Source organism: Ideonella azotifigens (genome assembly GCF_021043325.1).
In the GTDB taxonomy this organism is placed as follows: Bacteria; Pseudomonadota; Gammaproteobacteria; order Burkholderiales; family Burkholderiaceae_C; genus Ideonella; species Ideonella azotifigens.
In genome coordinates, this window is sequence record NZ_JAJNKD010000003.1 from 544,671 (window position 1) to 567,926 (window position 23,256).

At 67.8% G+C, this 23,256-nt stretch carries 19 protein-coding genes; all 19 read right to left on the reverse strand.

Annotation, left to right across the window (positions count from 1 at the left end; translation table 11 throughout):
• Nucleotides 1–138: 138 nt before the first annotated feature.
• The gene (locus LRH25_RS10555; protein ID WP_141287912.1) at nucleotides 139–3,342 is read right to left on the reverse strand and encodes a putative baseplate assembly protein; all 3,204 of its coding nucleotides are present in this window, start codon (nucleotides 3,340–3,342) and stop codon (nucleotides 139–141) included.
• Entirely contained in the window at nucleotides 3,342–5,849 is a 2,508-nt protein-coding gene (locus tag LRH25_RS10560) for a putative baseplate assembly protein (RefSeq protein ID WP_231011115.1), read from the reverse strand. Before LRH25_RS10560 ends, LRH25_RS10555 begins: the two co-directional genes overlap by 1 nt.
• A gap of 20 nt (nucleotides 5,850–5,869) precedes the next feature.
• Nucleotides 5,870–6,226 (reverse strand): GPW/gp25 family protein, encoded by a 357-nt coding sequence (locus LRH25_RS10565; RefSeq protein ID WP_141289241.1) that lies wholly within the window; start codon nucleotides 6,224–6,226, stop codon nucleotides 5,870–5,872.
• 9 nt (nucleotides 6,227–6,235) lie between these two features.
• A complete protein-coding gene (locus tag LRH25_RS10570) occupies nucleotides 6,236–6,583 on the reverse strand; it encodes a hypothetical protein (RefSeq protein WP_141289243.1) in 348 nt (115 codons plus the stop codon).
• 12 nt (nucleotides 6,584–6,595) lie between these two features.
• Nucleotides 6,596–7,126 carry a phage baseplate assembly protein V gene (locus tag LRH25_RS10575; RefSeq protein WP_141289245.1) on the reverse strand — a complete coding sequence of 177 codons (531 nt, stop codon included), beginning with the start codon at nucleotides 7,124–7,126 and terminating at the stop codon, nucleotides 6,596–6,598.
• Nucleotides 7,123–8,250, reverse strand: a complete 1,128-nt coding sequence (locus LRH25_RS10580; protein WP_141289247.1) for a hypothetical protein — start codon at nucleotides 8,248–8,250, stop codon at nucleotides 7,123–7,125. The genes LRH25_RS10575 and LRH25_RS10580 overlap by 4 nt, the downstream gene beginning before the upstream one ends.
• A gap of 9 nt (nucleotides 8,251–8,259) precedes the next feature.
• A complete protein-coding gene (locus LRH25_RS10585) occupies nucleotides 8,260–8,583 on the reverse strand; it encodes a LysM peptidoglycan-binding domain-containing protein (protein ID WP_141289249.1) in 324 nt (107 codons plus the stop codon).
• A 14-nt stretch (nucleotides 8,584–8,597) separates the two neighbouring features.
• A complete protein-coding gene (locus LRH25_RS10590; RefSeq protein WP_141289251.1) occupies nucleotides 8,598–9,251 on the reverse strand; it encodes a hypothetical protein in 654 nt (217 codons plus the stop codon).
• Nucleotides 9,248–9,544: a hypothetical protein gene (locus tag LRH25_RS10595; RefSeq protein ID WP_141289253.1), complete on the reverse strand. Its 297-nt coding sequence runs from the start codon at nucleotides 9,542–9,544 to the stop codon at nucleotides 9,248–9,250. Before LRH25_RS10595 ends, LRH25_RS10590 begins: the two co-directional genes overlap by 4 nt.
• Nucleotides 9,537–11,561 carry an eCIS core domain-containing protein gene (locus tag LRH25_RS10600; protein WP_231011116.1) on the reverse strand — a complete coding sequence of 675 codons (2,025 nt, stop codon included), beginning with the start codon at nucleotides 11,559–11,561 and terminating at the stop codon, nucleotides 9,537–9,539. The genes LRH25_RS10595 and LRH25_RS10600 overlap by 8 nt, the downstream gene beginning before the upstream one ends.
• A 76-nt stretch (nucleotides 11,562–11,637) precedes the next feature.
• Nucleotides 11,638–13,047: an eCIS core domain-containing protein gene (locus tag LRH25_RS10605; protein WP_141287904.1), complete on the reverse strand. Its 1,410-nt coding sequence runs from the start codon at nucleotides 13,045–13,047 to the stop codon at nucleotides 11,638–11,640.
• Entirely contained in the window at nucleotides 13,048–15,489 is a 2,442-nt protein-coding gene (locus tag LRH25_RS10610; protein ID WP_310733328.1) for an eCIS core domain-containing protein, read from the reverse strand.
• Complete coding sequence (locus tag LRH25_RS10615) at nucleotides 15,486–15,809, reverse strand: hypothetical protein (protein ID WP_141287906.1); 324 nt, start codon at nucleotides 15,807–15,809, stop codon at nucleotides 15,486–15,488. The genes LRH25_RS10610 and LRH25_RS10615 overlap by 4 nt, the downstream gene beginning before the upstream one ends.
• Nucleotides 15,806–17,917, reverse strand: coding sequence for an ATP-binding protein (locus tag LRH25_RS10620; protein ID WP_141287907.1), 2,112 nt, complete (start codon nucleotides 17,915–17,917; stop codon nucleotides 15,806–15,808). The genes LRH25_RS10615 and LRH25_RS10620 overlap by 4 nt, the downstream gene beginning before the upstream one ends.
• Nucleotides 17,914–19,230: a Pvc16 family protein gene (locus LRH25_RS10625; protein WP_141287908.1), complete on the reverse strand. Its 1,317-nt coding sequence runs from the start codon at nucleotides 19,228–19,230 to the stop codon at nucleotides 17,914–17,916. Before LRH25_RS10625 ends, LRH25_RS10620 begins: the two co-directional genes overlap by 4 nt.
• A complete protein-coding gene (locus LRH25_RS10630; protein WP_231011117.1) occupies nucleotides 19,227–19,442 on the reverse strand; it encodes a hypothetical protein in 216 nt (71 codons plus the stop codon). Before LRH25_RS10630 ends, LRH25_RS10625 begins: the two co-directional genes overlap by 4 nt.
• A 665-nt stretch (nucleotides 19,443–20,107) precedes the next feature.
• Nucleotides 20,108–20,872 carry a T4 family baseplate hub assembly chaperone gene (locus tag LRH25_RS10635; protein ID WP_141288252.1) on the reverse strand — a complete coding sequence of 255 codons (765 nt, stop codon included), beginning with the start codon at nucleotides 20,870–20,872 and terminating at the stop codon, nucleotides 20,108–20,110.
• A 29-nt stretch (nucleotides 20,873–20,901) separates the two neighbouring features.
• The gene (locus LRH25_RS10640; RefSeq protein ID WP_141288251.1) at nucleotides 20,902–21,426 is read right to left on the reverse strand and encodes a phage tail protein; all 525 of its coding nucleotides are present in this window, start codon (nucleotides 21,424–21,426) and stop codon (nucleotides 20,902–20,904) included.
• A 36-nt stretch (nucleotides 21,427–21,462) separates the two neighbouring features.
• Entirely contained in the window at nucleotides 21,463–23,061 is a 1,599-nt protein-coding gene (locus LRH25_RS10645; RefSeq protein WP_141288250.1) for a phage tail sheath family protein, read from the reverse strand.
• Nucleotides 23,062–23,256: the final 195 nt, after the last annotated feature.

A 23,256-nucleotide genomic window follows, 5' to 3' on the forward strand; every position in this document is an offset into this window, starting at 1 on the left:
GTCAGTCGCTCCGGCTAGCGTCGCGCAACTCGCGACGCAGGAAATCAACCAAACCAAGGGATTTGCGTGGATCCGGCTTTGCCGGTCCGCTGCAAAAGCCCCCTCGGGGGGCAGCGACCGGAAGGGAGCGTGGGGGCTTCATGACAACAGCTGGTTCAGGATGAGGGTGTCGGCCACGGCGGGGGTGAAGATCGCCAGTTCGGCTGGCCGCAGCACGCCGCGGTCGTTGCCGCCGGGGAAGGCGATCACGTCAGGCGGCAGGTGGCCGGCCAGGCCTGCAAGGCGCTGGGTGTTGGACTGGTCGGGGTGCAGCGCCCGGGCCACGGCGCTGGTGACTTCGCTTTGCGTCACCAGCCGGCGTGTACCGTCGCTGCCGGCGACCTTTTCGGGGACCGAGCCGAAGGTGTCGACATCAACGTAGGCCACGCCGCGCACCCCCTGGATCGCGCTGATGACCTCGGCCAGCCGCACGCTTTGGCCCAGCCCGCGCTGGCCGAAGCCAAAGCGCTGCAGCAGCGTGTTGCGCACCGCGTCGGCCACCGGCTCCCAGCTGTAATCGGGCAGCAGCGCCACGCCGGCCGACAGCACCAGCGCCAGCAGCTCGCGCGGCTCCACGCGCAGGGGCAGGTCGGGGTCGCCCAGCGCTCGCAGCGCGGCCAGCAGGTTGCGGTACAGGTCGCTGGTCTTGTCGATCGGTGCGTCGTCGACGCCCGCGATCGTCAGCAGCACGATTTCGCGTTGGCCGTCGCTGGCCCGCGTGGCCACGGCCTTGGCGATGCCGGCGAAGGTGCGGGTGAAGTCGGCGTAGTCGCTCACCGAGACCAGCCGGTCCAAGGACATTACCGCCAAAGGGGCGTTCGAGCGCGCGAGGTCGCGGTCTTCGCGGTCTGTGCCGCCCGAAGAGCGAAGCGGGTTGATGACCGCCTTCACGCCCAGTGGCCGCGTCGCCAGCAGGCTGATCTGCTCGGCCTTCACGTTGCCCGGCGCACCGATGCCGCTGCGGTAGACCGCGCGCACGTTCTGCACGCCGGTTGGCAGCCGCGTGCCGTGTTCGCCATCGCCGAAGACGACCTGGGTCAGGCCAGCGTCGTCGGTTCGGGTGACGAAGCCGCGGTCCTTGGTGCCCAGCCAGGCGAGCGAGGTGGTCTCGTGCCAGCGCACGTCGTCGACATAGACCGCCAGCGTGCTCTCTGCCCCCGACGCGGTCGGCACCGAGACGAAGGTCAGCGGTGGCTGCTTGAGCGTGAAGCTCTGCAGCGCTTGGGTCGCGTCGCCATTGCCCAGCATTTCGTTGCGGGTCTCGCCGTGGGTGGCCCGAACGACGTTGCCGTAGACGACGACCGACTCGCGCTTGTAGCGGAAGGCGCTGCGGGTCGCGAGCTTCAGTGTGGTGTGGATCTTGTCGCCGGCGAGGTTCGGGTCGTAGCCGTGCACCAGGCTTGCCACCATCATCAGCTCGGCGGCCTTGACGCCTTGGACGCCTTCGATGTCCGAACGCTCGCCCTGCAGAATCACCCAGCGGCCAGACGCCAGCTCCTTGTGCAACGAGGCCAGCTCCAGGCTCAGGTTGTCGGGGTCGTCGGGCTGGCTGCCCACCTCGGTGGTGATCGGCTCTTCGACGAGTGTCAGCGGCACGCTCTGGGCCCAGACCTGTGTGGCGCGCAGCACCGGCATGTCGTTGGCTCCGCTGCCGTCGACGTTCGGCACGCTGGCGGCCCACCATTCGCGGTCGAGTTGCAGATGGGTCGACTTGCCGCTGATGCCATAGGCGGTGCGCGGCGTGGTGATGGCTTGCTTGACGGTGTAGATGCGCGACAGCGGCGTCGAGTTCTCCATCCGCCGCACCAGCACGTAGCTGGGGGCGGTGATCTCGGTGTGCAGCTGGTCGAGGTAGAGGCCGTCCTTGGTTTCGCCGTCCAGTGTCCATTCCCGCCATTGGTCCTGCGGCGGCACGGTGCCATTGGTCACCGTGACCAGCTTCTGCACACTGGCGCCGAACAGCGACGCGTTGCTGCGCAGAACGAACACGCCGACGAGCACGGCGCTGGCGATGTTCTCGTTGGCACCAACCCAGGCGCGGTAGTAAGTGTCGCGCAGCGGTGGCGCGAAGCTCAGCAGCATCTGCGGGGCGGTATCGGCACCGCGCGCAAAAGCGTGGCCCAGGTCGCGCCGCAGCTGCAGGCTGTTGCGGGCCTGCAGCACCCGAGGCTTCAGCAGGCCATTGACGAACAGGTCGGGGTTGGTCGAGGGCGGCGGCGGGGGCGACGGCGGGGGAGACGGGGGCGGCACCTCGAGCAGATCCGCGATGTCGCTTCTGAAGGTGTTGATCAAGGCCTGGACATCCTCGTCGATGTTGTCGTCCGAGTAGTAGTTCTGAATCTCCTCGGGCCAGTTTCTGGGGTCGGTGATGGGGTCGAGCAAGGCCTTGCGCAGCACCTCGCCGGCCTTGTCGATGACCTCTGCGGTGGGATCGTTGGCGGCAGGCCGGAAGGGCTGCATGGATGTGACCAGCGTGGTCAACAGACCGATGGTCAGCGCCACGTCGTCAGGCACCGGGTCGAGGCGAATGGTTGACTTGCCGTCCGCGGTCGGCCCCTCGGTCGAGCGGATGCTGCGCATCGCCGCGAGGCTGCCGTCGTCGGCGAACAGCAGCATCAGTGGGTCGCCAGCGCGCAGGCCGTTGACCGAGTCCGAAACGACGACCCGGTCGATCAGCAGCGCGGTGTCCAGCGTGATGTTCTGAGGCCGCGTCATGCGCACCTGCAGGTTGTTCCACTCGCGCCGTGCGTCCAGGTCTTCGCTGGTCTCGAATGACTGTGGCGTCTCGCCCGGCCCCGGCAGGCTCTGCGCTCGCGCGCCGGTGGCGATCACGGTGGCCTCGATCTGGTTGTCGTCCAGCGCATAGGCCAGGTAGACGCTGGCCGCCACACCCGGGCGCAGCGTGTAGCCGACCAGGCGCGCCAGCTCCAGCACGGAGCGGCGCTCGGTGGCTGTGCGCAGGTAGCCCTCGTTGGCGATGCGCTCCTGGTAGAACGCCAGCAGGTCGGCCACGGTGGCCCAGCCGTCGAGCAGCGCGACCCCGAAGTCGCCGCGGTCGCGGGTGGTCAGCGCCTGCAGCGGGCGGAAGGTCTGCGGCGTCTGGCCGTCGCCGGTCACGCCGTCGACCTCGGTGGTGGCGAGCCGGGCCATCATCGACTCGAAGAAGGTGGCGTGCGTGCCCACGCGGTAGGCCAGCTCGGGCAGGCCGGGCCGGTTGTGGATGACCGCGGGCGTCAGCACCGTGGTGCCCTCGCAGCAGCCACAGGGCAGCGAGAAGGCGCCGCAGGTTGAGCAGCTTTTCATCACAGGCCTCCTTCAACGCTGATCGCAATGACACCGCGTTCGGGGTGGTTCGGGTCGTTCGCCAACTCGGCGATCTCGTGCGGCGCCAGCGGCAGCACGCCGTTGTCGAGCTCGTGGTTGGGCGGCTGGCCGTAGCGGTGGAAGGCCTCGACCTCGACGCACATCACGCCGGGCACGGCCATTGCTGCCGCAACGATGCGCGACAGGTGCAGGCTCTGGCCGAAGCTCAGCTGGTCGGCGTCGAAGAAGCCGCCGGGCGTGCCGACAAAGCGCTTCAGCAAGGCCGCCTTGACGTGGCCGCGCTCATGGCCCGGCAGCGCACAGACATGCATCGTCAAACTGATCGGCACATGGGCCGCAGGCTGTACACGCAGGTCGTGGCCCATGCGGCGCACGCGGTACAGCGCGGCCTCGACTGTGGCGAGCAGCGCCGAATCGGCGGCGTTGCGCTGCCAGGGATCCAGTGCGACGTCGGCTTCGTACCAGCTGCCCGTCCACACCAGCGCGGCCTGCGCACTTTGCAGTTCGGGGTTGAGGGCGGCGATCGCCGCGTAGTCGTTAGCGGTGATCGCGCGGCGCAGGGCCTTGCGAAAGGCCAGAGGCGCGAACTCGCGAGCCTGCTCGATCGGCTCGGGGTCGATGCCGCCCTGGGCCGGCAGCGGGTTCCATGGCGTGAAGGTGACACCGTCGAGCGTGAGGCCGCTGATGACGATGAACGAGATCGACCCGGCGCCGACGTTGCCCTCCTGGCCACCACCGACGCGGTAGTGCGCCTTCAGGATCTGGCCGGGGCCGGGTCGGCGGCCGAGTTCTCCATCGCCAAAGCGCAGATGCGCGACGCCGTCGTTGTCAATCTCGGCGACCAGGTGCCGGTCGTCCGGGCCGCTGCCCAGCAAGTCGGGCTGGGCGGTCCAGATCACATCGCTGTCGTCTTCAGCCAGCCAGAGCTGCGGCGTGGCAGCGCGTGGGTCCTGGGTCAACGAAGCAGCCGCGGGACGCGTCGATGGCGGTGCCGTTTCGGCATGCACCAGCGGCGCGCCAGCCAGGCGCGGGCGGAAGGGCAGCGCGCGCGTCGCCACCTCGGAGGGCTCGCCTTCGCAGTCGCAGCAGGCGGTGCCCGCCGTCCACGGCACGGGCCCCAAGGCCTCGGGCGGCTGGCCGCGGCCATGGTCCACCAGCACGATGTTGCCGAGCGCGACCGACACGTCTTGAAGATAGGCGCAGCCCGGCGCCGCGCCAATGGTTGTCAGGCACAGCGGAAAGGGCAATGCGTCGTCGCGGCCCCAGGCGATGTTCAGCACCGGCGTGGGCCGGGTCTGCTGGCCTTCGCCGTCGCCGAACGCGACCGGGTACAGCGGATCTTCGCCGGGCGTGACCTCGGTCAGGCGAACGGCCCAGCGACGCGTCGGGTCGGCATCGGCTTCGAGGCCCGTGCGGGGGCCTTTGACTTCGGTGAAGACCAGCACGTCGCCCGGCTGCAGCTGCAGCGCGCGCTGGCCATCGGGCAGCCAGGTGTCCAGCAGCGTGGCGCTCGTCGCGCCGGCGGTCAGGCAGCAGGAGCGCCTGCCCCAGCTGTAGAAGCTGACGCGGGTGTGCGCGGCGCGGAAGACCACGGTCTGCGTCGCGTCCGCCACGCAAGGCTCGTACCACTCGATGGCCGACGGCGCCACGTTGGCCAACTGCCCGGGACTCAACAGGCGCGGCAGCTCGGCCAAGTCGTCCCGCCAGGGCGTGACGAACGCGAGCTGCCCATACGCCAGAGGCGGCGTGTCCACATCGACACCCACCTGCACCCAGGCGCGCGCGTTGCAGCCTTCGTGCAGCCGGTAGTCGACCAGCCGCGAATGGCGCCGCACCGAGATGCGCTGGCGCGCGGTGCCCAGGTAGGCCTCGGTGCCCACGGCGTCCTGGTAGTAGCTGAGGTAGTCGCCGACGTAGGCCAGCAGCTCGACCAGCGTGATGCCGAGGTCGGGCACATGGCGCTCGTGCCAGGTAGGCACCAGCAGCGCCAATCGGTCGAGGATCAGCTGGCGCAGGCTTGCATAGTCCTTGGCCAGGTAGTTCGGGCGCGGCTCGTCCAGCACCGCGGGGGCGCAGTCGCAGGCCGGCTTGCAGTCCAGGTCGCTCGCACAGTCGATGCGGAAGCTGAAATCGGCCGACGCGTAGTGCGGGTCGATGCCCTGGATGTCGACCAGCCGCAGCGTGTAGCGCGAGCGGTCGCCCTCGCGGTCGAGGTGGATCACCAGGAAGTCGTCGCGCTCGGGGTCCGGGTCCACGTGCGGGTCGGCGTCGATGATCTTCAAGCTGGTGATCACGTCGCCGCCGTCGATCGCCAGGTGGCGCGGCAGATCCGGCGCATCGGCGGCCAATTCGGGCGGCAGCTTGCCGAGGAAGTAAGCGACCAGCGTCGTCGGGTCGTCGCCGGTCTCGACATGGTCCAGCCCGTTGCGGCCAGTGGCCGATCGCACGGCCTGGCGGCGCGGATCGCTGAGGCAGGTGGTGTCCATGGCGGTTCCTGCAGTGGTGTTCAGAGGCTGCGGCTGAAGCTGGCGGTCTGCGCCTGGCCATTGGCCTTGATGACGTAGGACAGGGCGATCACCAAGCGCGCGTCGTCAGCGGTCACCGTCAGGTCCGCCACGTCGATCACGTCACCCAGCCACATCTGCAATGCGGCCTGCAGCGTGAACTGCACGGTGGCGGCCAGTTCGGGGCTGTTGGGTGCGAAGACCAGCTGCATCGCGCCGCTGCCGAAGTCGGGCCGGTTCACCCGCTCGCCATGGTTGGTGAAGACCAACTGCTCGATCATGTCGCGCACGTGCTCGTCCAGGCCTGCGCTCGCCGTGCGGCCTCGGGCGTCGAAATGCAGCGGGAAGTCGATGTCCATGGTGGCTCCTCAGGTCGCGAACACGCGTGGCTGCACGAAGCTCACCATCGGCGGGCCGTTGGGGATCTGTTCGGGGCTCAGGCACAGGCCCGGGCCGGTGCCGGGCGAGGGCTGCACGATGCCCGGCTGGCCCATCACCAGCACGCGGGTGGTGGGCATCAGCCACTTGATCGTCAGGCAGGGCTGCGGCTTGGGGCCGGGGATCGTGAACGGGCAGCCGGTGACGAGCATCTGGCTCGCCATCGTCGCAACCGGCTGGCCGCTGACCAGCACCCGCGGCTGCACCGGCGGGATCTGCGCCGGGATGCCGTGCGTGCACTGGACCACCGCACCGGTATGGAGGAGGAAGCCGGGCATCGCTTCATCTCCTCATGTGATGGTCAGCGCACCGACGTTGAAGTCGATGGTCGGGCCGATCATCGTCATCATCGCGCCCTTGCCGTTGGAGATGTAGATGCCCGAATCGTTGACGACGATCATCGCCCCGGTCGTGCTCTTCAAGATGATGCCGCCGGTGACCGGCGACGGCGGCATGTCGCTGATCATCACCATGTGCTGCAGCAGCGACTGGATGCAGATGTTCGGGTCGGCCGGGTTGCCGGCCAGCGCCAGGGTTGGCACGTTGGCCGCGACATCGAAGCGGCAGCCGATCCAGACCGGCCGGTTGACGTCGCCCTGCTCGAACATCACCCAGACGCCAGCGCCGATCGGCGGCACCATGTACACACCCATCGGCGGGCCGGTAGGCCCGGCCAGCGCGGTGCAGGGCTCGGCCCAGGTCGACGGCATGAAGGACAGCACGTCCGGAATGCTCAGCATCAGCCGGCCGCGGAACTCGGGGTCGACATTGATCGCGACCGTGGCGCGGTAGAGGCCGGGATAGCGGTTATCAGTCGTCATACCGGCACCTTGGGGGTCAACGAAATCAGGCCGTCGCGGCTGAGCTGGAAGCTTTGCTTGAACTCGCCGCGCTTGAGGTTGTGGGTCACGCTGTCGACGTAGTACAGGCCGTCGTAGGCGATGCCGGCACCGCGCACGCCGACGAGGGCCTTGGAGCGCAGCACGTGGCCGTAGCGCAGCACGTCAAGGCTGCCAGAGACGGTGATCGCGTTGGCCGAACCCTTGAGCAGGCGGCCCAGCACCTTCTTCAGCGCGCGCTGCACGCCGACGCCGGCAACGTCGTTGGTGAAGCTGATCTTGGCCGGCGGTGTCGGCCGCGCGCCCAGCGGCGGCTGGAAGATGCTGATGCTGGGGATCGGCAGCGGGATCGGGACCTTGCCGGTGATCGGGTCGAGGATCGTCACCACCATCGTCTCCTTGGCCAGCCCGTCGAGCGAGAGGCTCAGCGATTCGACATTGGTGTGCGCGTCCATGTTGATCGACAGCGCCGGCTGCGGCACGGGGATGCGGATGTCCGGGCCCAGGTAGGCGATGCTCTGACCGGGCAAGGGGCCGGGTTCGACGTAGAACACAAAGCCGTTTGCCCTGGCGATGTCCTTGAGCAGCTCCAGGTGGGTGCCGGTCTGCGAGTCCCAGCCTTCGGTGGCAATCCGCAGGTCGGGGATGAACGACGGGATCACCACCGGCACGATGCCCAAGGCCAGGTACGGCGCCAGCACCGCGTTGGCCTGCAGCGTGTCATTCATCTGCGGGAATGACAGCTTGAGCTGGACGATGTCCATCAGCACGGACAGGTCCTCGCCGGTGATGGTCAGCGTGGACTGGCCCGGCTCGTTGCTCGGCGTGAGCTCCTGCCGCGTGACCACGCCGTCCATCAGCACATTGGGAAAGCCGCCCAGCGTGACCACGATGATCACGCGCGTGGTGATCGGGTCGAAGAAGCCGGCCGGCAGCAGCGTGTCCAGCAGCGTCGAGCGCTTGCTCACCGCGAAGCTGATCTGGAAGCCGCTCTTGTCTTTCCCGCTGGTCACCTGCACCGACTGGACCGCGTCGATCACGGCCTTCGGCGCCGGCGCCGGCAGGCCCGGGCCGATCATCAGCGTGAGGTGGATGCCCTGGAGCACGGGTGGTCCTCAGGTCAGCGGCGTGGCGGGAATGCCCAGCGGCAGCGTGATGCGCAGTCGCCGCCCGATCTGCTCGGTCAACTCGTCGGGCCGCATCGCATCGTTCGCATCGCACAGGCGCCAGAACGCCAGCGGGTCACCGAGTTCGCTGCCCGCGATGATGTCCAGCCGTTCACCGGAGACGACCGTGTGGATGCTCAACAGCGCGAAGGCGCTGCCGGGCGGCACGAAGCGACGCGCCAGGTAGACCAGGTTGTCGCCGTCGGCGCCGGTGAGCGTCTTCGTCGGCGTGTCGTAGTAGCGGCTGTTGGGTGAGAAGTTGTAGTTGGCCACAATCGAACTCCGGTTCAGGGAATGCCGTTTAGCCCCAAGCTGGCGAAGCTGCCACCCGCCGCGCGGCGGGCGAGTTGCTCCTTGCCCTGCAGGTAAGTCATGAAGAGGCTGCCGCCCTTGACGTCGAAACCCAGGTCGTCGACGCTGAGCACCCGCAGGCCCAGGCTGACCTTGGCACGCGTCGGGTTCAGATGCGCGTCGAATGCCTCTTCGGTGATCGACAGCTCGGTGATGCGCACCGGCACGATGCGTTTGGCGCCGAAGACGAACAGCGGCAGCGGCGCCTGGGCTGGGGCAATTTCGAGCGAGCCCGAGCCGGCCTCGCTGTTGTTCGCACTGAGGTGGGCGCTGGTCGGGTAGACGATGGTTTCGAGCGCAGCCAACTGCGGGTGCAGCCCGGCCTCGTTGGTCTGGCCGTCGTTGGCCTCCATCGCATCGGTCGCGTCGATCTCGGCCTCGACCTTGATCGTCTCGACCGGCGGGCCCTTGAGCCGCAGTGCCTCGACGTGGTCGCCACTTTCCGCCCCGGCGCCCTTGACCTGCAGGCTGCGCGTCAGCGTGTCGGGGTTGTACTGCAGCGCGATGATGCGCAGCACCGCACCGGTCGCCGGGTCAACCAGGACCAGGCCGCCGCGAACCAGACGGGGGGAACCGGGGAAGGAGCTCATGGCGAGGCTTGCCGTTCTTGCTGGATCGCCGCCTCGGCGGCCTTCTCGATCGTATCGAGGGCTTGTGGATCTTTGAGCCCGACCGTCTCGGCCACGCTGAGGGTCGACAGCGGGTATTGGCGTGGCGGCTCCTGGCTGTGGCGCACCGTCGCGTCAAGCTGGCGGACCTGGCTGACGTCACGCCTGAACAAGGGCTCCAGGCGATCCCGCCTGGCACCGTCCAGCGGCCCTCCCGGAGGGTGCAGCGGGGCTTGGTCGGCCTGGTGCCGCACAAAGGCAAGGCGTTCAGGCATTCTTGTAGACCCGGTTGCACTCGGTGTCGGTCAGCGTTTCACCCAGCCTGGTGTCGTTGGAGGTTGCCATCAGCCGGCTGACGTCCTTGGTGTGGTCGTCCACACTGGGGCCCGAGTCGATCAGTTGGTGGCCCAACTCGTGGCCCAGGGTGCGGTCGGTGGCGTCGTTGCTGACCCAGGTGACGTTCTTGGCCAAGGCGGCGACACCTGCCGGCGGGCAGGACGCGGCACGGTCTTTGCTGCCGAGCTCACGCACGTAGAACACGCGGATCTTGCCGTTGAGGCCGAAGTCCGTCTTTGCGCCCTCGCTGAGCCTGCGCTGTTCGCCGCTCACCGAGCTGCAGGACGGTCCGGCGAGGATCTTGTCGGCGCCAACCCAGGCGTTGCTCTGGGCCACGCTGGCAGTCTTGTCGGCACTGTGGTTCAGCCGCACATTGCACTGCGCCAACATCGCGTCGGCGAGCCGCACATCGGTCGCGGGGTTACGGTTGGAGCCGTCGAGCTTGACGGTGTCGACGTTGACGGTCTTTTCGGCACGCGCTTGCATCGCCATGGGGCCGGCCGTCGCCGCCACGCCGGCAACTCTGCCGAGCATGAGGTTGGCGCGCGTCAGGCTCGCTTGTTGCGCCGTGCTTGGCGCCGCCGGCGCCGCGGCAAGCGCGGTGCGGATGATGGCGAGAATCGCCGCGCCGTTTGTTTGCGCCGCCAACAGATCGATTTCGCGGTTGACCAGGTTGTCCATGAACTGCAGCGCGACATCAAAGCTGGTAGCACCGAGTTGGTTGAACACTTCGCGGATGAACGGCAGCTCCAACGTGGCGTTGGTGACGGCGCGCGCGCCGAGCGCGATGCCACGTCCGAGTGCATCTGGCGTGGCGGCGAGAAAGGCGGTGGCGTCGGCGGTCACGGTGGCTGCCGGCGGCGCGGCGGTGGAGCCGGCGCGCTGGTCGAGCTGCGGTAGCCAGGCGACATCGAAGCCCGAAGCCAGCGCGCGGATGTTGAGCGGATGCAGGATCCCGGTGTTGGTGGCCTCGTCAATGCGCACCGGTAGCGGAAAGCGCAAGCCCGAGCGCCAACGGGTCATGGCCGGGACCGGCAGATACGTCTGATTGAACACGAGCAATGCCCGTGCGAGTTCTTCGGCTGTGATGATGTCTAGCGGCAACGGCGCCGCCGCCCCGGGGGGCGTAAAGGGTGTGGCGGTGAGCCACAGTGGCAGCAGCTCGATCGCCAAGGTGTGCAGGGTCTGGTTCTCACCGACGATCACGTTGAGCTGAGGCGCACCTGCGCTCAGCAGACCGCCGCGTACATCCGGTGGCCCGACCGCCGTGTCAGTGACCGTGTCGGGAAAGAACTGCAAACCGGAGCGTGGTACGTGGCCAAGTTGACGCGTGAGCAATGCTGCGTCTGGTGCGGCGGCGCTGGCGCGTGACAGGCGCGGCGCGCTGCTGCGCTGCTGTACTGCCACGCTGCCCAGCGGCAATGCGTTGATCGCGGCTGCATTGCGATCGGCTTCATGTTCGAGGGCGTCGCCCGTCGGGCCGAGCTCGAGCCGTTGCGTCATGGTGCCGATGGAACGCTGCTGCACCACGTGGGTCAGCTCGTGCGCGAGGAGGCCGCGGCCGGCCGGTGATCGCGGTGCGTATTGCCCGCTCGCGAACACCACGTTGCGGCCGACCGTGTAGGCCAGCGCGCTCACTGCCTGAGCTGACCGTGCCGCGATGGCATCGGTGTGCACGCGCACTGCGCTGAAGTCTTCACCGAAATGCTGCTCCATGTCGCTGCGCGCGGATTCGTCCAGCGGGTGACCACCGCTGTTCAACACCTCGCTCACGATCGACGGGACTTCGTCGTTCGCACGTGCCCGTGTTGCCTTGCGCTGCAGGCGCTGGCGCTTGCATTCCGAGCACTCGCCACCGGACGCGTGCGTGCCGCAGGCGCACTTGCGCTGGAGCCGCATCGCGCCGCCATCCGGGGAGTTTGCGGCCTTTGTTGAAGCTGTGGCGTGCTGGTTCATGAGCCCGCACCGGTGCTGGTTGAGATGACGGGGACCACGCGGGAGCAGTTCCCGCCGTCGATGACATGGGGAGCGTTCATGGCCGTGCCTGCCCCTTCTCCTGGATGGCGGCCTCGGTCGCCTTTTCGATGGCGTCGAGGGCCTCTGGATCTTTCACGCCCTGGGCTTCTGCCGCTGCCCGCGCGCCTTTGGCGACGCCGGCTTTCACGCCGCTGCGCGCAGCGTCCTTGATCTTGTCGCGCGCTGCCTTGGGCAGGAATCCGGCCACGGCATCGACCACCGGGTCGATGACCTTCTTGCCGATCACGTCGAGCGGTGACGACGGCTGGCTGCCCTTGGGTGCCGGCGGAATCGGTTTGAAGAAGTCCGGCTGCTTGGGGCGGAATGGCGGCCGGGGCCCGTCATCGAAGATGTCGGAAGGCCGCGGCGGAAACGGATTGAATGGCGCCTTGATCGGTGGATCGCCTTCTCCCTGCTTGCCCGGCGCGGTCGGCGGATTCAAGGTCAGCTGTGGCGATACCAATGGCGCCAACCCGGACTTCTTCGGGTGAAACCGTACTTCGACGCGCCGATTCCGCGCGTTCGGCGTCTCGTCTTTGGTTTTCACCGCCTGTGGCGGGCCTTCACCTTTGCTGTTGGCGGTGACGATCGCTTCGGCGATGCCCAGATCGACAAGCATCTGTTTAACGGTTGCGGCGCGTGCCTCGCCCAGTGCGAGATTCTTGGGCTCGGCATCGACGGTGTCGGCGTAACCAGTGACGGTCACCGTGGACAACGGGTACTGATCGAGCAAGGTCTTGATGTTGGCGGCGGTCGACTCCAGCTGCCTGTGGTGATCAGGCTTGAGTGCAGACTTGCCAGTGTCGAAACCCTCCAACGTGGTTGAACCGACAGCCGCGGCGAGGAGCGGCGAGGCGTTGTCGAGCAGGCCCTTGCTTCCGGTCAGTGGCGGCAGCGGTTTGAAATCCAGTGCGCTGTCACCCGCCGGCTGGCGCTGCAGCGCCGCCCCCGCTGTGGCGCCGACGGATGCCACGCCACCGGCAGCAACGACACCGGCCGCGCGGTCTGCTTCGCGTTCGCTGGCGTCGCCGGGTTGGCTGATCGCGGCACCCGATGCCCGCGGTTGTGCGACATGCGCCAGTTCGTGCGCAAGCAGCTTCTGCCCTTGTGCGGTGTGCGGTGCGAACTGTCCGGCACCGAACACCACTTCGCTGCCAGCGGTGTATGCAAGTGCGTCCAGCGCGCGCGCCGAGGCAGCGGCGTGCTCATCGGTATGGACACGCACGGTGCTGAAATCCTGGCCGAAGCGCGGTTCCATGTAGGCACGCGTCGCTGCATCCAAAGGCACGCCAGGTGAATTCAATACGTCATTCACCTGTGGGGCCATGTTCTGCGCGACGCCGGTTGCCTTGCGCCGGATGGTCGCCTGCCGTGGCGTCTGGTTCGGTGTGGCGTCGAAGCCGCGCGAAGCGTTGCGGTTTTTCATTCAGATCCTCGCCAGCGCGGCCCGCAGGACCTTGCGGATGGTGTCGATCAGCGTGTTGCGCAACTTTTCGCCAGTGCCGGGCGCAAGCTGCGGCGTGTGCAGGTGGATCGTCGGCACCTTGGAGCCGGAGCTGCCGATGAGCAGGCTGTTGCGGTAGAAGATCTCGTTGGACAGGAAGCCACCGCCGGAGCCCTCGACCGAAGGGCCGGCGTCCTTCGGCGGTCCCGAATCGGTTTTGCGCGGCGCGGTCACGCCAGCGGGCAGGTCCTGCACCTGGGTTTCTTCCTTGATCGCGCCCTTGCGACCCAGCGCCCCGCGCATGCTCTTGAGCGTGGCATCGGGCACGTTGGTCTTGGTGAACTCCTTGCCGGCCGCAAGGCCTGGCGGCTCGATGGGATTGGTGGGCGAGCCACCGCTGAGCTGGCCCAGGTTGTCCTTGAAGTTGTCGGTGGAGCGGCGCCGGCCGGCGAACTCCTCCAGCTCGAACTGCGTGCTGCCCTGGCTGATGCTCATGACCAGGTGCGGTGGATTTGCTCCGGTGAGGTGCGGGCGCAGGACGTTCTCGACGATGCCCTCGTTGAAATCGGCATAGCGCACCGGGTAGACCACCGACTGCACCTGCGCGCTGGTGCTGCCGTCGGTGAGGGTTTCGCCGTCCATCGCCAGGGCGGCGGCGCCCGACAGGTTGCTCTGGCGGATGTCGCCACCGCTGGCGAAGCCGAAGGGGTCGAAGCCGCTGACCAGGATGCGCTTGTCGTCCTTGCCGCCGGTGAAGTCGGCGCTGGCCATGCCGCGCGAGGTCTGCTCCAGCAACCGCAGCAGCTTCGCTTGCAGCCGGCGCAGTGCATCGGCGTCTGTGGCCCAGAACGGGTTCCACTCGCGAAGGGCGGAGCTGAGCATCAACCGCGTCCAGTACAGCTGGCGGTCGTCGCTGCCGGCGCCACCGCCGCGGGCCGCGGTGGTGGCGTCCTGCCACAGCTTGTCGCCGAACTTCTTCACCACCTTCTCGGCCGCGGCGGTGTTGTAGGTGCCCTTCAGCGCCTTGCTGAAATCGGCGGCGGTCTTGGTTGCTGCGGCATCAAGGAACCCGGCGCCCTTTGCGGCTGGCAACTGCGCTTCTTCCTGGGTCTGCGCCGGCACGCAGCGTGGAATCTTGGATTCAGCAGTGGTCCCGGACTTCACATCCGCGATTTCGGCATCCAGACCGGCATCGCCCACATCCAGCGCAGATTTGAGTGCGCGACGCTCCTCGCGGATCTGGCTGCGCGACTCGTCCTGCCGGGCCTTGATTTCCTGCTTGCTGAGCTTCTTGACGGAAGCAGCCTGGATGGTCTCGCCATCGTCTGGCTTGCTGCCGGCCAAGTCGAAGTCGCCTTTCCATTCCTTCTGCAGCACCGTGTCAGAGCACTTGGGTCGTGCCAGCCCCTCGACGATGACCTTGGTGTAGCCAGGCACCGAGCCTTTGTAGATCCGCTCCGCGGTGGCACTGTGCAGTCGCACACAGCCGTGTGACAGAGGCTCGCCGTTCACTGGCGAGTACTGGTGCAGCGCCACGGACTTGGCATCGTGGAACTGGGTCCAGAACGGGATCGGGCCGCTGCCGATCTTCTTGGTCACGGTGAAGGTGCCCACCGGCGTGCAGTTGTTGCCGACCTGGTTCGAGCGAGTGGCCGAGCAGGCGCCCCCGGCGGCGGCACCGGCACTGTCGTCAAAGCAGCAATGGCCCTTGCCGGTGGAGCATTCGCCATCGAACGTGGAGCCGTCGGTCAAGGTGGCGGTGACGCGTTGCGGCGAGTCTTGTTGGACGCGCACTTCCTTGATGCGCTCCGACGCGGTCTTACCAACGGCGGGTTGACGACGCAGCGCCGCAGCGGCGCTGCCGCTCTGCTGCAGTACATGGCTCAGCTCGTGCGCCAGCAGATGCTGGCCTGTTTCGGTTTGCGGTCGAAGCTGTCCTGACCCGAACACGATGTGGGAACCGACCGTGTATGCGGCGGCGTCAACTGCGCGCGCCGAGGCTTGTGCTTGACCATTGTCGTGTACCCGCACGTGGCTGAAATCACTGCCGAAGCGTGGTTCCATGAAGGCCCGCGTCGTGGCATCCAGCGCCCGACCGGGGCTTGAGAGCACCTGGTCCACGATTGCAGGGGCTGCACCGCCAGCCGTGCTGTCGGGCGATGGGGCCCGGCTCAGCCGCGGTGGGGTGAACGTCGATAGTGCATTCCGTCCGCGGGCTGTCACGGCCTGCGCGGCGTGATCAGCCTCAGCTTCCAGCGGATCGTCCACGGCGCCGATCGACAGTGACCTGCGCTGCAGACGCTGGCGCTTGCACTCGTGACACTCGCCCCCACTGCCGTGCGTGCCGCAAGCGCACTTGCGCTGGAGCAACGAGAAGGCATTCCTGGTGGAAGCCGCCGGCGCTTGGGTCGCGAGCTGCTTCACGGTGCGATCTCCCGCAGCAGCGCTGCAGCCAGCTTCCGTCCGAGCTGTTCAGGTCCTGCGCCTCCATCCAGACGCAGTTCGGCGACTCGCAGTTGGTCGAGTGCTTGCGCACCAAGCCTGTCAAGCCTCATTTCTCCGGCGATGACCAGCCGCTGGACTTCGTCCTGGAAGGCTTGCTCGATGCGCGTGCCGTCGTGTTGCGAGAACGGGAATCCGTGCAGCACCAGACGATCGACATGCATGGACAGCTGCGGTCCGGCCGACGTCGCAACCGGCGGCACAGGCGCCGTGTTCGGCACCGTCTCAGCGGCGGGCTTCATCGAAACTCCGTCTCATTGACAGGCTTGTCGAGCTTGCGCAACTCGCCGCGCAGGCTCGACAGCAGCAAGGGCATCGTCAGCGGCGTGTTGCGCTGCGCGGCCGCGAAGGCGGCGTTGAGCGCGACGCTGGCGACGTTGCCGCCGGACAGGTTGAAGCGGGCGAGCCGCTCGTAGTCGAGGTCGGCTTGCGGCACGGCCGGCAGGATGACCTGCTGCCAGAGCCGCCGCCGTTCGGCGAAACCGGGGTACTGGAAGTTGACGACGAAGCGCAGCCGCCGCAGGAAGGCTGCGTCGAGCGCGCTGCGCATGTTGGTGGCGAGGATTGCCAGGCCCGAGAACGACTCCATGCGCTGCAGCAGGTAGTTGATCTCGATGTTGGCGTAGCGGTCGTGGCTGTCCTTCACTTCGCTGCGTTTGCCGAACAGCGCGTCGGCCTCGTCGAAGAACAGGATCGCGCCGCCCGTTTCCGCGGCATCGAACAGACGGCGCAGGTTCTTCTCGGTCTCGCCGATGTACTTGCTGACGACCGCCGACAGGTCGATGCGGTACAGCGCCAGGTCCAGCTCGTTGGCGATCACCTCTGCCGCCATCGTCTTGCCGGTGCCGCTTTCGCCGGAGAAGAGCGCACTGATGCCAAGCCCGCGGTTCATCTTCCTCGCGTAGCCCCAGTCTTCGTAGACGCGGTAGCGCTGGCGGACCTGTGCGGTGATTTGCCGCAGAGACTGCAGTGCTTCGTCGCCGAGCACCAGGTCGTCCCAGGTGGCGCGCGCGTCGATGCGTTGTGCGAGCATGTTCAACTGCGGCAGCGTGGCCTGCTTGCAGGCCTTCCACGCCCGGTCGGCCAGCCCTTCGGTCGACTCACCGCGGGCCAGTGCCATGGCCCGGCCGATGTCGCGCAGGTTCAGGTTGTATTGGCTGGCCAGCCGCGCAGCGCTGTGCCCGGCTTCTGCGGCGTCCAACATCGGCTGAAGAGCTTCCAGCCAGGCAGCGTGCTGTTCCGATGGTGTCGGCTTGTTGATGTCGATCGTCAGGGCCTGCGCCATGCGCAGCGAGGCCGGTTCGCGCAAGGCCACGAAGACGATGCCGAGCGCTCGGCCGAGGAACGAGCGCATCAAGTGGGCGCCCTCTGCCTGGGTTCCGTCCAGGTCGTCTCCATCGAGGTACAGCGCCAACGGCAGCAGCGCGCATTCGCGCTGCCACAGGCGCGCCAACTGCTCGGTCTCGGGTCGCGTGGCGGGCAATGATTCGATCGGCAGGCGGTAGAGGTAGCGTCCCAGCTGGTCGCAGATGGCGCGGGCGGTTTCGAGCTTGCTGTGGCTGTTCGCCCCGAGCAGCATCACGACCGGCTGCGCACCGGCCCCGAGCGCGTTCATCTGGTGCAGCAGGTCTTTCACCACATCGTGCTGCGTGGTCGATAGCGGTGAGGGAGGGGTTTCGTTGATGGGGGTCAGCAGCGACGACAGGCGTTCGTCGAGGTCGTTCAGACCTTTGATGAAATGGACGATGCGTTCGTCGGCGCGCAGCGCGGCGGCGGTCAGCGGTGTCGCGCCCGGTTGGTTGATGTCGAGCAGGTGGGCGAATCGCAATGGGCGATGGGGCGACAGCGTGTCCCAGCTCGGCTCGTCGAACAGCCGCAGGGCCAGTGCGAACGAGGGATGGGGCAGTGACCCTGGCCCCTGGACTGCCGAGATCAGCCGGCCAATGTCCGGGTCCAGTTCGCACGCGGCGCACAGCAGCAGCGTGTCGGCCTCGAAGTCGCTCAGCCCCAGGCGCTGGGCCAGCAAGGGCAAGGCTGGCGGTGGGTCGGCCTGGGCCGCAGCAGCTCGCTGCTCGGCCGCCCCTTCGAGCGCCACGGTGCTGCTCGCAGGGTCGAACTCGACCTGCGGCGGTATCGCGGAGGGCAACTGCGAGACCGTCGTACCGGCGTCGCCGCTGCGGGCGAACCACGAGCGTTGCGCTGCTGTTGGCCTGGGCATCGCTTCGGTCACCGCGGGCAGTGGCTTGGCACTCGTGTCGGCCGGCACCATGCTGCGCAGCTTCAGGCGCAGCCATTGCAGCGAGGCCGCGAGGTAGCGGTTGTTGTCGTCCAGCCAGGTGTCTGTACTCATGACAGTTCCACCGTTTGTGCGGCGTCGAAGCTGAAGACGGGTGGTGAACCGGCCGAGGTGATGGGCAGGCTGTCGATGCCGTCCACCCGCAGGCGCAGCGGGTACGAGCCGGCGTCGAGCGCTGGCACGGTGAACTGGATCGACGTTGCTGCGTCCGGGTCGGCAGGGGTGTCGATCAGCACTGGCAGCAGCTCGGTCTGGCCGAAGATCAGGCGCAGCCCTGGCTCCTGCAGCGTGCGAAGCCGTGGCGAGCAGGTGACTGTGAGCGTGAAGCCTGCACCTGCCGCTGCCGCCAGCGGTGCGGCCGTGATGCGCGGGGCGATGGCGACCGGCACGCTGTTCGTGGTCCAACTCGGCTGGCCGGCTTCGACCACCTGGATGGCTGCGCCGTAGACACCCGTCGCCCATGCTGCCTTCGCACCGGGCGCGGAAGCATCAGGCAGTTGGCCGCGCAGTTCGCTGGCCGAGGTGGCTCCCGAAAGCGGCAGCTCGTTGACGATGCCCAGCCGCTCGTTCGTGAACAGCGCCGTCAACGTGCCGCTGCGCGCGAGCCCGTTGCCGACGAAGCTCAGCTCGTCGCCAAGCTGCAAGGCCGGCAGCAGCAAGTTGGCGGGGTTGCGCACGGCTTGCAGCAAGGGTGGCGCCGAAGCCCGTGCCTGCGGCCCGCGGTCACCGGCACCGCGCTGCAGCACCGGGGGCGCCACGCGCGCACCGCCCTCGGCCTGGATCAGCACGACAGATACGAGGTAGGCCATCGACGGCCGGTAGCGCGATTGCATCGCCGTCCAGAGCTTGGAGAGTTCGTCTGCACTCAGGTAGACCGGCGCGATCTTGATCAACTCGACCTGATCGGCGAGATCCTCCGCGGACATCGTGCCGAAGCGGCCCGGCACGAAGTTGCCGTCCACCGGCGAGGGGATGCCGAGCACGATGCGCAGCTGTTCGCGCGAGACGCCAGGAGTCTCGTGCAGCAGCTGCATTGCATAGCCGAGCAGGATCTCGGCGTTGAAATCCTGCGAGCCGTAGGCGCTGATGAGGTAGTGCAGGTCGAGCGCCAGGGGCGGGTTGGTGATGCGGTTGCCGCGCCCGTCGCGCGAAGGCAGGCCGACATTGCGCCAGCCAAGGTTGGGCGTCACCTGATAGAGAAAGATGTTGAGCTGGTTGGCCTCGGTGTTGCCGGTGGTGATGCGGTCCGGCGGCTGGGCGGTGACCGAGAAGCTGCCGATCGACGACAGGTCGTGGTTGAGCAGGCCTTCGTTCAGCAGGTCTTTCAGCGTCGCGGTGACCGCGGCGATGGCCAGGGCGCTGCTCATCGTTGGCCTCCGCGGTTGCGCAGGTATTGGTCGAGGCTCAGGCGCGGCGCAGCGCTGGTGGTGCTGCGCGGTGTGCTGGGTGCGCCGGTCACGGCCCGCACCTCGATGCGGCCGATGGTGACCTTGATCGGTGGCAGCTCGGGCACTACGGCTCGGGGTGCGGGCTGCGGCGCGGTGGCGGCCTGGCGACGGGCGGCGTTGCGGGGCGACAAGGCGGGCGGCAGCGCGAGGCGTGGCGGCGTTGCGGCGTGCGCAGGCGATGCCGCGCTTGGCTTGGGCTGCGTGGGGGTTGCCACTTGCGTGGCGCGTGCCAGGGCGCGGCTGTGTGCCAATCGCGCTTTGTCTGGGGGCTCAGGCGCATGGCGTGGCCGCGGCGTGGCGTCGTGTTCGAGCGACGGTGCAGGGCGAGATCGCGTTGCGCCTGGCACGGCGGGTTGCTCCGGCGGTGACGCTGGCGTGCGTGCGGCCGCTGCCGGCGCGACCGCTGTCGGCGAAGACACCGGCGCCGTGCGGGCTGGTGCCTCGGCCATCACGATGCGGACTGTGGCGTCGACGCGCGGCGCGTCGTGGTGCACAACGGAGAGTGGCCCGGCGGCGGAGGGGGCGGGGTCTTGCGGCGGCCTGTGCAGTGGGCGTCTGGGTGTCTCCGCTGGCGCTGGCGGGTGTGTCGGGCCTGGATTCATCGCAGGTTCGGCGACAACAGGGGCCGCGTCCGAACGAGAGGCGCTGGTGTGAACGACGTCCGGCGTCGGCTCAGCCAAGGCCGCATACGAGCCTTCGAACAGTGCGGGCTGGCGGCGGCGCAAGGTCGGCACGGTGGGCGCCACGCGCTCGACGAGTCTCGCCAGGTGGCCGAGCGGGGCAGGGGCCTGGTCGTTCATGTGGGCACCACCAGTCCCTGCACCAGCGCGATGTAGCGGCGGCGCCGATCGGCGCTCAGGCTCAGCACCTGCGGCTCACTCCAGCCATAGGCGCTGGCGAGGGTGTGCACTTCGGCCAGCGTGCGCTCGGCCCAGTCGTCCAGCTCTTCCCACAGGTAATCGCCGATGTCGAAGCGGCGCTCGAAGCCGTGAGCACAGGCCGGGCAACTGAGCGCGACGCGAATGTCCGCACCGGGGTCACGCAAGGCCATGTCCTGCTGCAGCCGCTCAATCACCGCCGGTGGCAGCTCGGCCGCATTGACCACGCGGCCGGCGAGCCGGGCCTGGAGCACACAGCGCTCAATCAGTTGCTGGACGGCGGTGCTGGCGTTGCCGCTGCCTTGCAGCGCAGCGAGGTCGTCACTGCAGGGCAGGCGGTAGGCCAGTTCATAACCTTCGCATTGGAGCGGCTGCGGTGCGGGTTCGCCGGCCGGCTCGGGCCGAAGGTCGGTGGTGCGCAATGACAACTCCAGCGCCTCGCCGCAGGCCGGGCAGTCGACCAGCGTGTCCAGCGTGGCACCGAACAAGGCCTCGAACAGCGCGAACAGGCGGGCGTCGCGCGCGCCGATCGGCAGTGCACCCCACTCGCCCGGTGTCACCTCGGGCCAGGCCAAGCGCAGCAGCGCGAGCGAGCGGCGCAGCGGCGCCATGGCCTGCGCCTGCTCCCAGGTGTGCAGCACCGATTGCGCGCTGAGCGCGCCATGGGCGTGGTCGAGACTCATACACGAGCGTCGCCGTGCAGCACCGGCCGTCAGGCCGGGTCGGTGAAGCTGGGCTCCGAAGGCTCGGGCGTCTCGACATCGCGCACCCAGCCTTCGTTCTCCAGCTTCAGGTGCTGGATCGCGATCGCGTTGGCATTGGCGTCGAGATCAGGCAGGGCCTGGAACTCGGAGACCCAGGCGCGGAATACCTTGTAGGCGATCGCCAGCTGGCCGGTCTCGTTGTAGACCTCGATGATCACGTCCTTGCGGAAGTCCTTCAGTGAGCTTTCCGAACCCAGGCCGGCACCGAAGTTCCAGACCTTGTTGGCCCACTGCTCGAACTCCTTGTCGTGCGTGACGCCACGCTCCAGCGTGATGGCCTCGAACTCGGTCCGGCCGGGGGATTTGCGGCTGCTGCTGGGGTCGCCGCCATCGCGGTGCTTGACGACTTCGGTCGTGCGCTTGAGAGCGCTCACCTTGCTCACGCCAGCGACGTACTTGCCGTCCCACTTGACCCTGAACTTGAAGTTCTTGTAGGGGTCGAATCGCTGGGCGTTGACGGTGAACTGTGCCATGGTCGGCTCCTTGATCGCGAGGGTGTTGTCAGGCCTTTAGACGTCGATCTGGCCGGCCATCTGCTGCAGCTTGATGATCACGAACTCGGCCGGCTTCAGCGGTGCGAAGCCGACGACGACGTTCACGATGCCGAGGTTGATGTCGTTCTGCGTCGTCGTGTCCTTGTCGCACTTGACGAAGTACGCGTCACGCGGCGAGCTGCCCTGGAACGCGCCCTGACGGAACAGGTTGTGCATGAAGGCGCCGGCGTTGAGTCGGATCTGCGCCCACAGCGGTTCGTCGTTGGGCTCGAACACCACCCACTGCAGCCCGCGGTACAGGCTCTCTTCGATGTACAGCGCGGTGCGCCGCACAGGGATGTACTTGTACTCGTCGGCCAGCAGGTCGGCGCCGCGCATCGTGCGCGCACCCCAGGCCACGCTGCCGATGATCGGGAAAGTGCGCAGGCAGTTCACGCCCAGCGGGTTGAGCTGGCCGTTCTCTTCGTTGGTCAGGCTGACCGACAGGCCTTGCGCGCCCGAGATCGCCGCGTCCACGCCCGCCGGGGCTTTCCACACGCCGCGGTTGGTATCGGTACGGGCCATCAGGCCGGCGATCGCGCCGCTGGGTGCGAAGGTGTCGAGTTGGCCGTCGCGCTTCGGGTCGGGTTGCCGCAGGCGTGGGAAGAACAGCGCCGCATTGCGCGCCCGCTCACCGGTCAGGCCCAGCGCGGTCAATGCCGCGTTGTTGTTGGTGACGATGTCATTGGCCGAGTCCCAGGCCACGGGCGGGTCGACGATCAGCATCGCGCGGCGCTGCGTACAGAAGTCGAGCGCGCTGCTGTAGACGGCCGATGCAGTGTCGCCTTCGCGCGTGTCCGGCGGGATGCTCATCAGGTTGAACAGGTCGGTCTTCTTCAGCGCGAACAGGCCCGTCTTGTCCGCTTCACTGCCTTGGTAGGCAGCAATGTCCAGCGGGTCGCTGTCGCTGGCCATTCCGGCGGCGACCACTGGGGTTGATGCGGTGTCGTCGTTCCAGATCGTCTTGCCGGGGCCTGGGTCACCGTGCTTGGGCGGCACAGTGGTGCCCGGCAGCGTGGTCGTGCTGGCCACGCGCAACAGGGCCGATTCGTTCAGCAGCACGCGGTCGATGCGGCGTGGGCTTTCCTTGACGGTAACGTTGAGAAAGGTCTCCAACGCACCGCTGCCGCTGCGCACGGTGAGGTTGAACAGGTCTGCCGCGACCAGGCCGTAGCGCGCCGCCACGTCGGCCGAGACCTTGTCGTCGATGCGCACCCGCAGCCCGTTGCCCCAGCTGCCGCGCGAGGCGGCGACGAGGTCGAGGTTGGTCAGCGTGATATTGGCCGCGTCGTTGACGCCGACACCGCTCTTCTTCTTGTACAGCCGCACGATCACTGCCCGGGCGCCACCGTTCTGGAAGAAGTCGCGCACCGCATAACTCAGCGGGTACAGGGGGTCGAGGCTGCCGAACTGGCGCTCGAAATCACCAAAGGTGTTGATCAACATCGGCTCGTCGGTGCCCATCGCGGCGCGGCCCACGAACGCGGTGATCGAGGTGGCGACACCGGCGATGGTGCGCACGCCACTGGGCAACTCCTCGACGTACACCCCGGGGAATGAAACTGCAACTGGCATGTTGGGCTCCTCGCGCTGTGGGCCATACCGATGATTCCGTGCCTGCCGCTCGCATCAGCATGTGCAGACGCGGATGTGATTTCAGGTAGCTGAATGTGCCAGTGCTTGCCGGTCTGGACATCCCCAATTTGGCTGAGAGAGGCTCTTCAAATTAGGGGCACTCACCCTGACGGCAGAGGGGTGGATTGGCGCGAG

Bases quoted from the DNA above. Each gene is read 5' to 3' on its own strand.
- LRH25_RS10595 (WP_141289253.1), bottom strand. From the start codon at position 9,544: ATGCCTGAACGCCTTGCCTTTGTGCGGCACCAGGCCGACCAAGCCCCG.
- LRH25_RS10620 (WP_141287907.1), bottom strand. From the start codon at position 17,917: ATGAGTACAGACACCTGGCTGGACGACAACAACCGCTACCTCGCGGCC.
- LRH25_RS10565 (WP_141289241.1), bottom strand. From the start codon at position 6,226: ATGGACATCGACTTCCCGCTGCATTTCGACGCCCGAGGCCGCACGGCG.
- LRH25_RS10640 (WP_141288251.1), bottom strand. From the start codon at position 21,426: ATGGCACAGTTCACCGTCAACGCCCAGCGATTCGACCCCTACAAGAAC.
- LRH25_RS10570 (WP_141289243.1), bottom strand. From the start codon at position 6,583: ATGCCCGGCTTCCTCCTCCATACCGGTGCGGTGGTCCAGTGCACGCAC.
- LRH25_RS10590 (WP_141289251.1), bottom strand. From the start codon at position 9,251: ATGAGCTCCTTCCCCGGTTCCCCCCGTCTGGTTCGCGGCGGCCTGGTC.
- LRH25_RS10625 (WP_141287908.1), bottom strand. From the start codon at position 19,230: ATGAGCAGCGCCCTGGCCATCGCCGCGGTCACCGCGACGCTGAAAGAC.
- LRH25_RS10575 (WP_141289245.1), bottom strand. From the start codon at position 7,126: ATGACGACTGATAACCGCTATCCCGGCCTCTACCGCGCCACGGTCGCG.
- LRH25_RS10615 (WP_141287906.1), bottom strand. From the start codon at position 15,809: ATGAAGCCCGCCGCTGAGACGGTGCCGAACACGGCGCCTGTGCCGCCG.
- LRH25_RS10605 (WP_141287904.1), bottom strand. From the start codon at position 13,047: ATGAAAAACCGCAACGCTTCGCGCGGCTTCGACGCCACACCGAACCAG.
- LRH25_RS10555 (WP_141287912.1), bottom strand. From the start codon at position 3,342: ATGAAAAGCTGCTCAACCTGCGGCGCCTTCTCGCTGCCCTGTGGCTGC.
- LRH25_RS10560 (WP_231011115.1), bottom strand. From the start codon at position 5,849: ATGGACACCACCTGCCTCAGCGATCCGCGCCGCCAGGCCGTGCGATCG.
- LRH25_RS10600 (WP_231011116.1), bottom strand. From the start codon at position 11,561: ATGAACCAGCACGCCACAGCTTCAACAAAGGCCGCAAACTCCCCGGAT.
- LRH25_RS10645 (WP_141288250.1), bottom strand. From the start codon at position 23,061: ATGCCAGTTGCAGTTTCATTCCCCGGGGTGTACGTCGAGGAGTTGCCC.
- LRH25_RS10635 (WP_141288252.1), bottom strand. From the start codon at position 20,872: ATGAGTCTCGACCACGCCCATGGCGCGCTCAGCGCGCAATCGGTGCTG.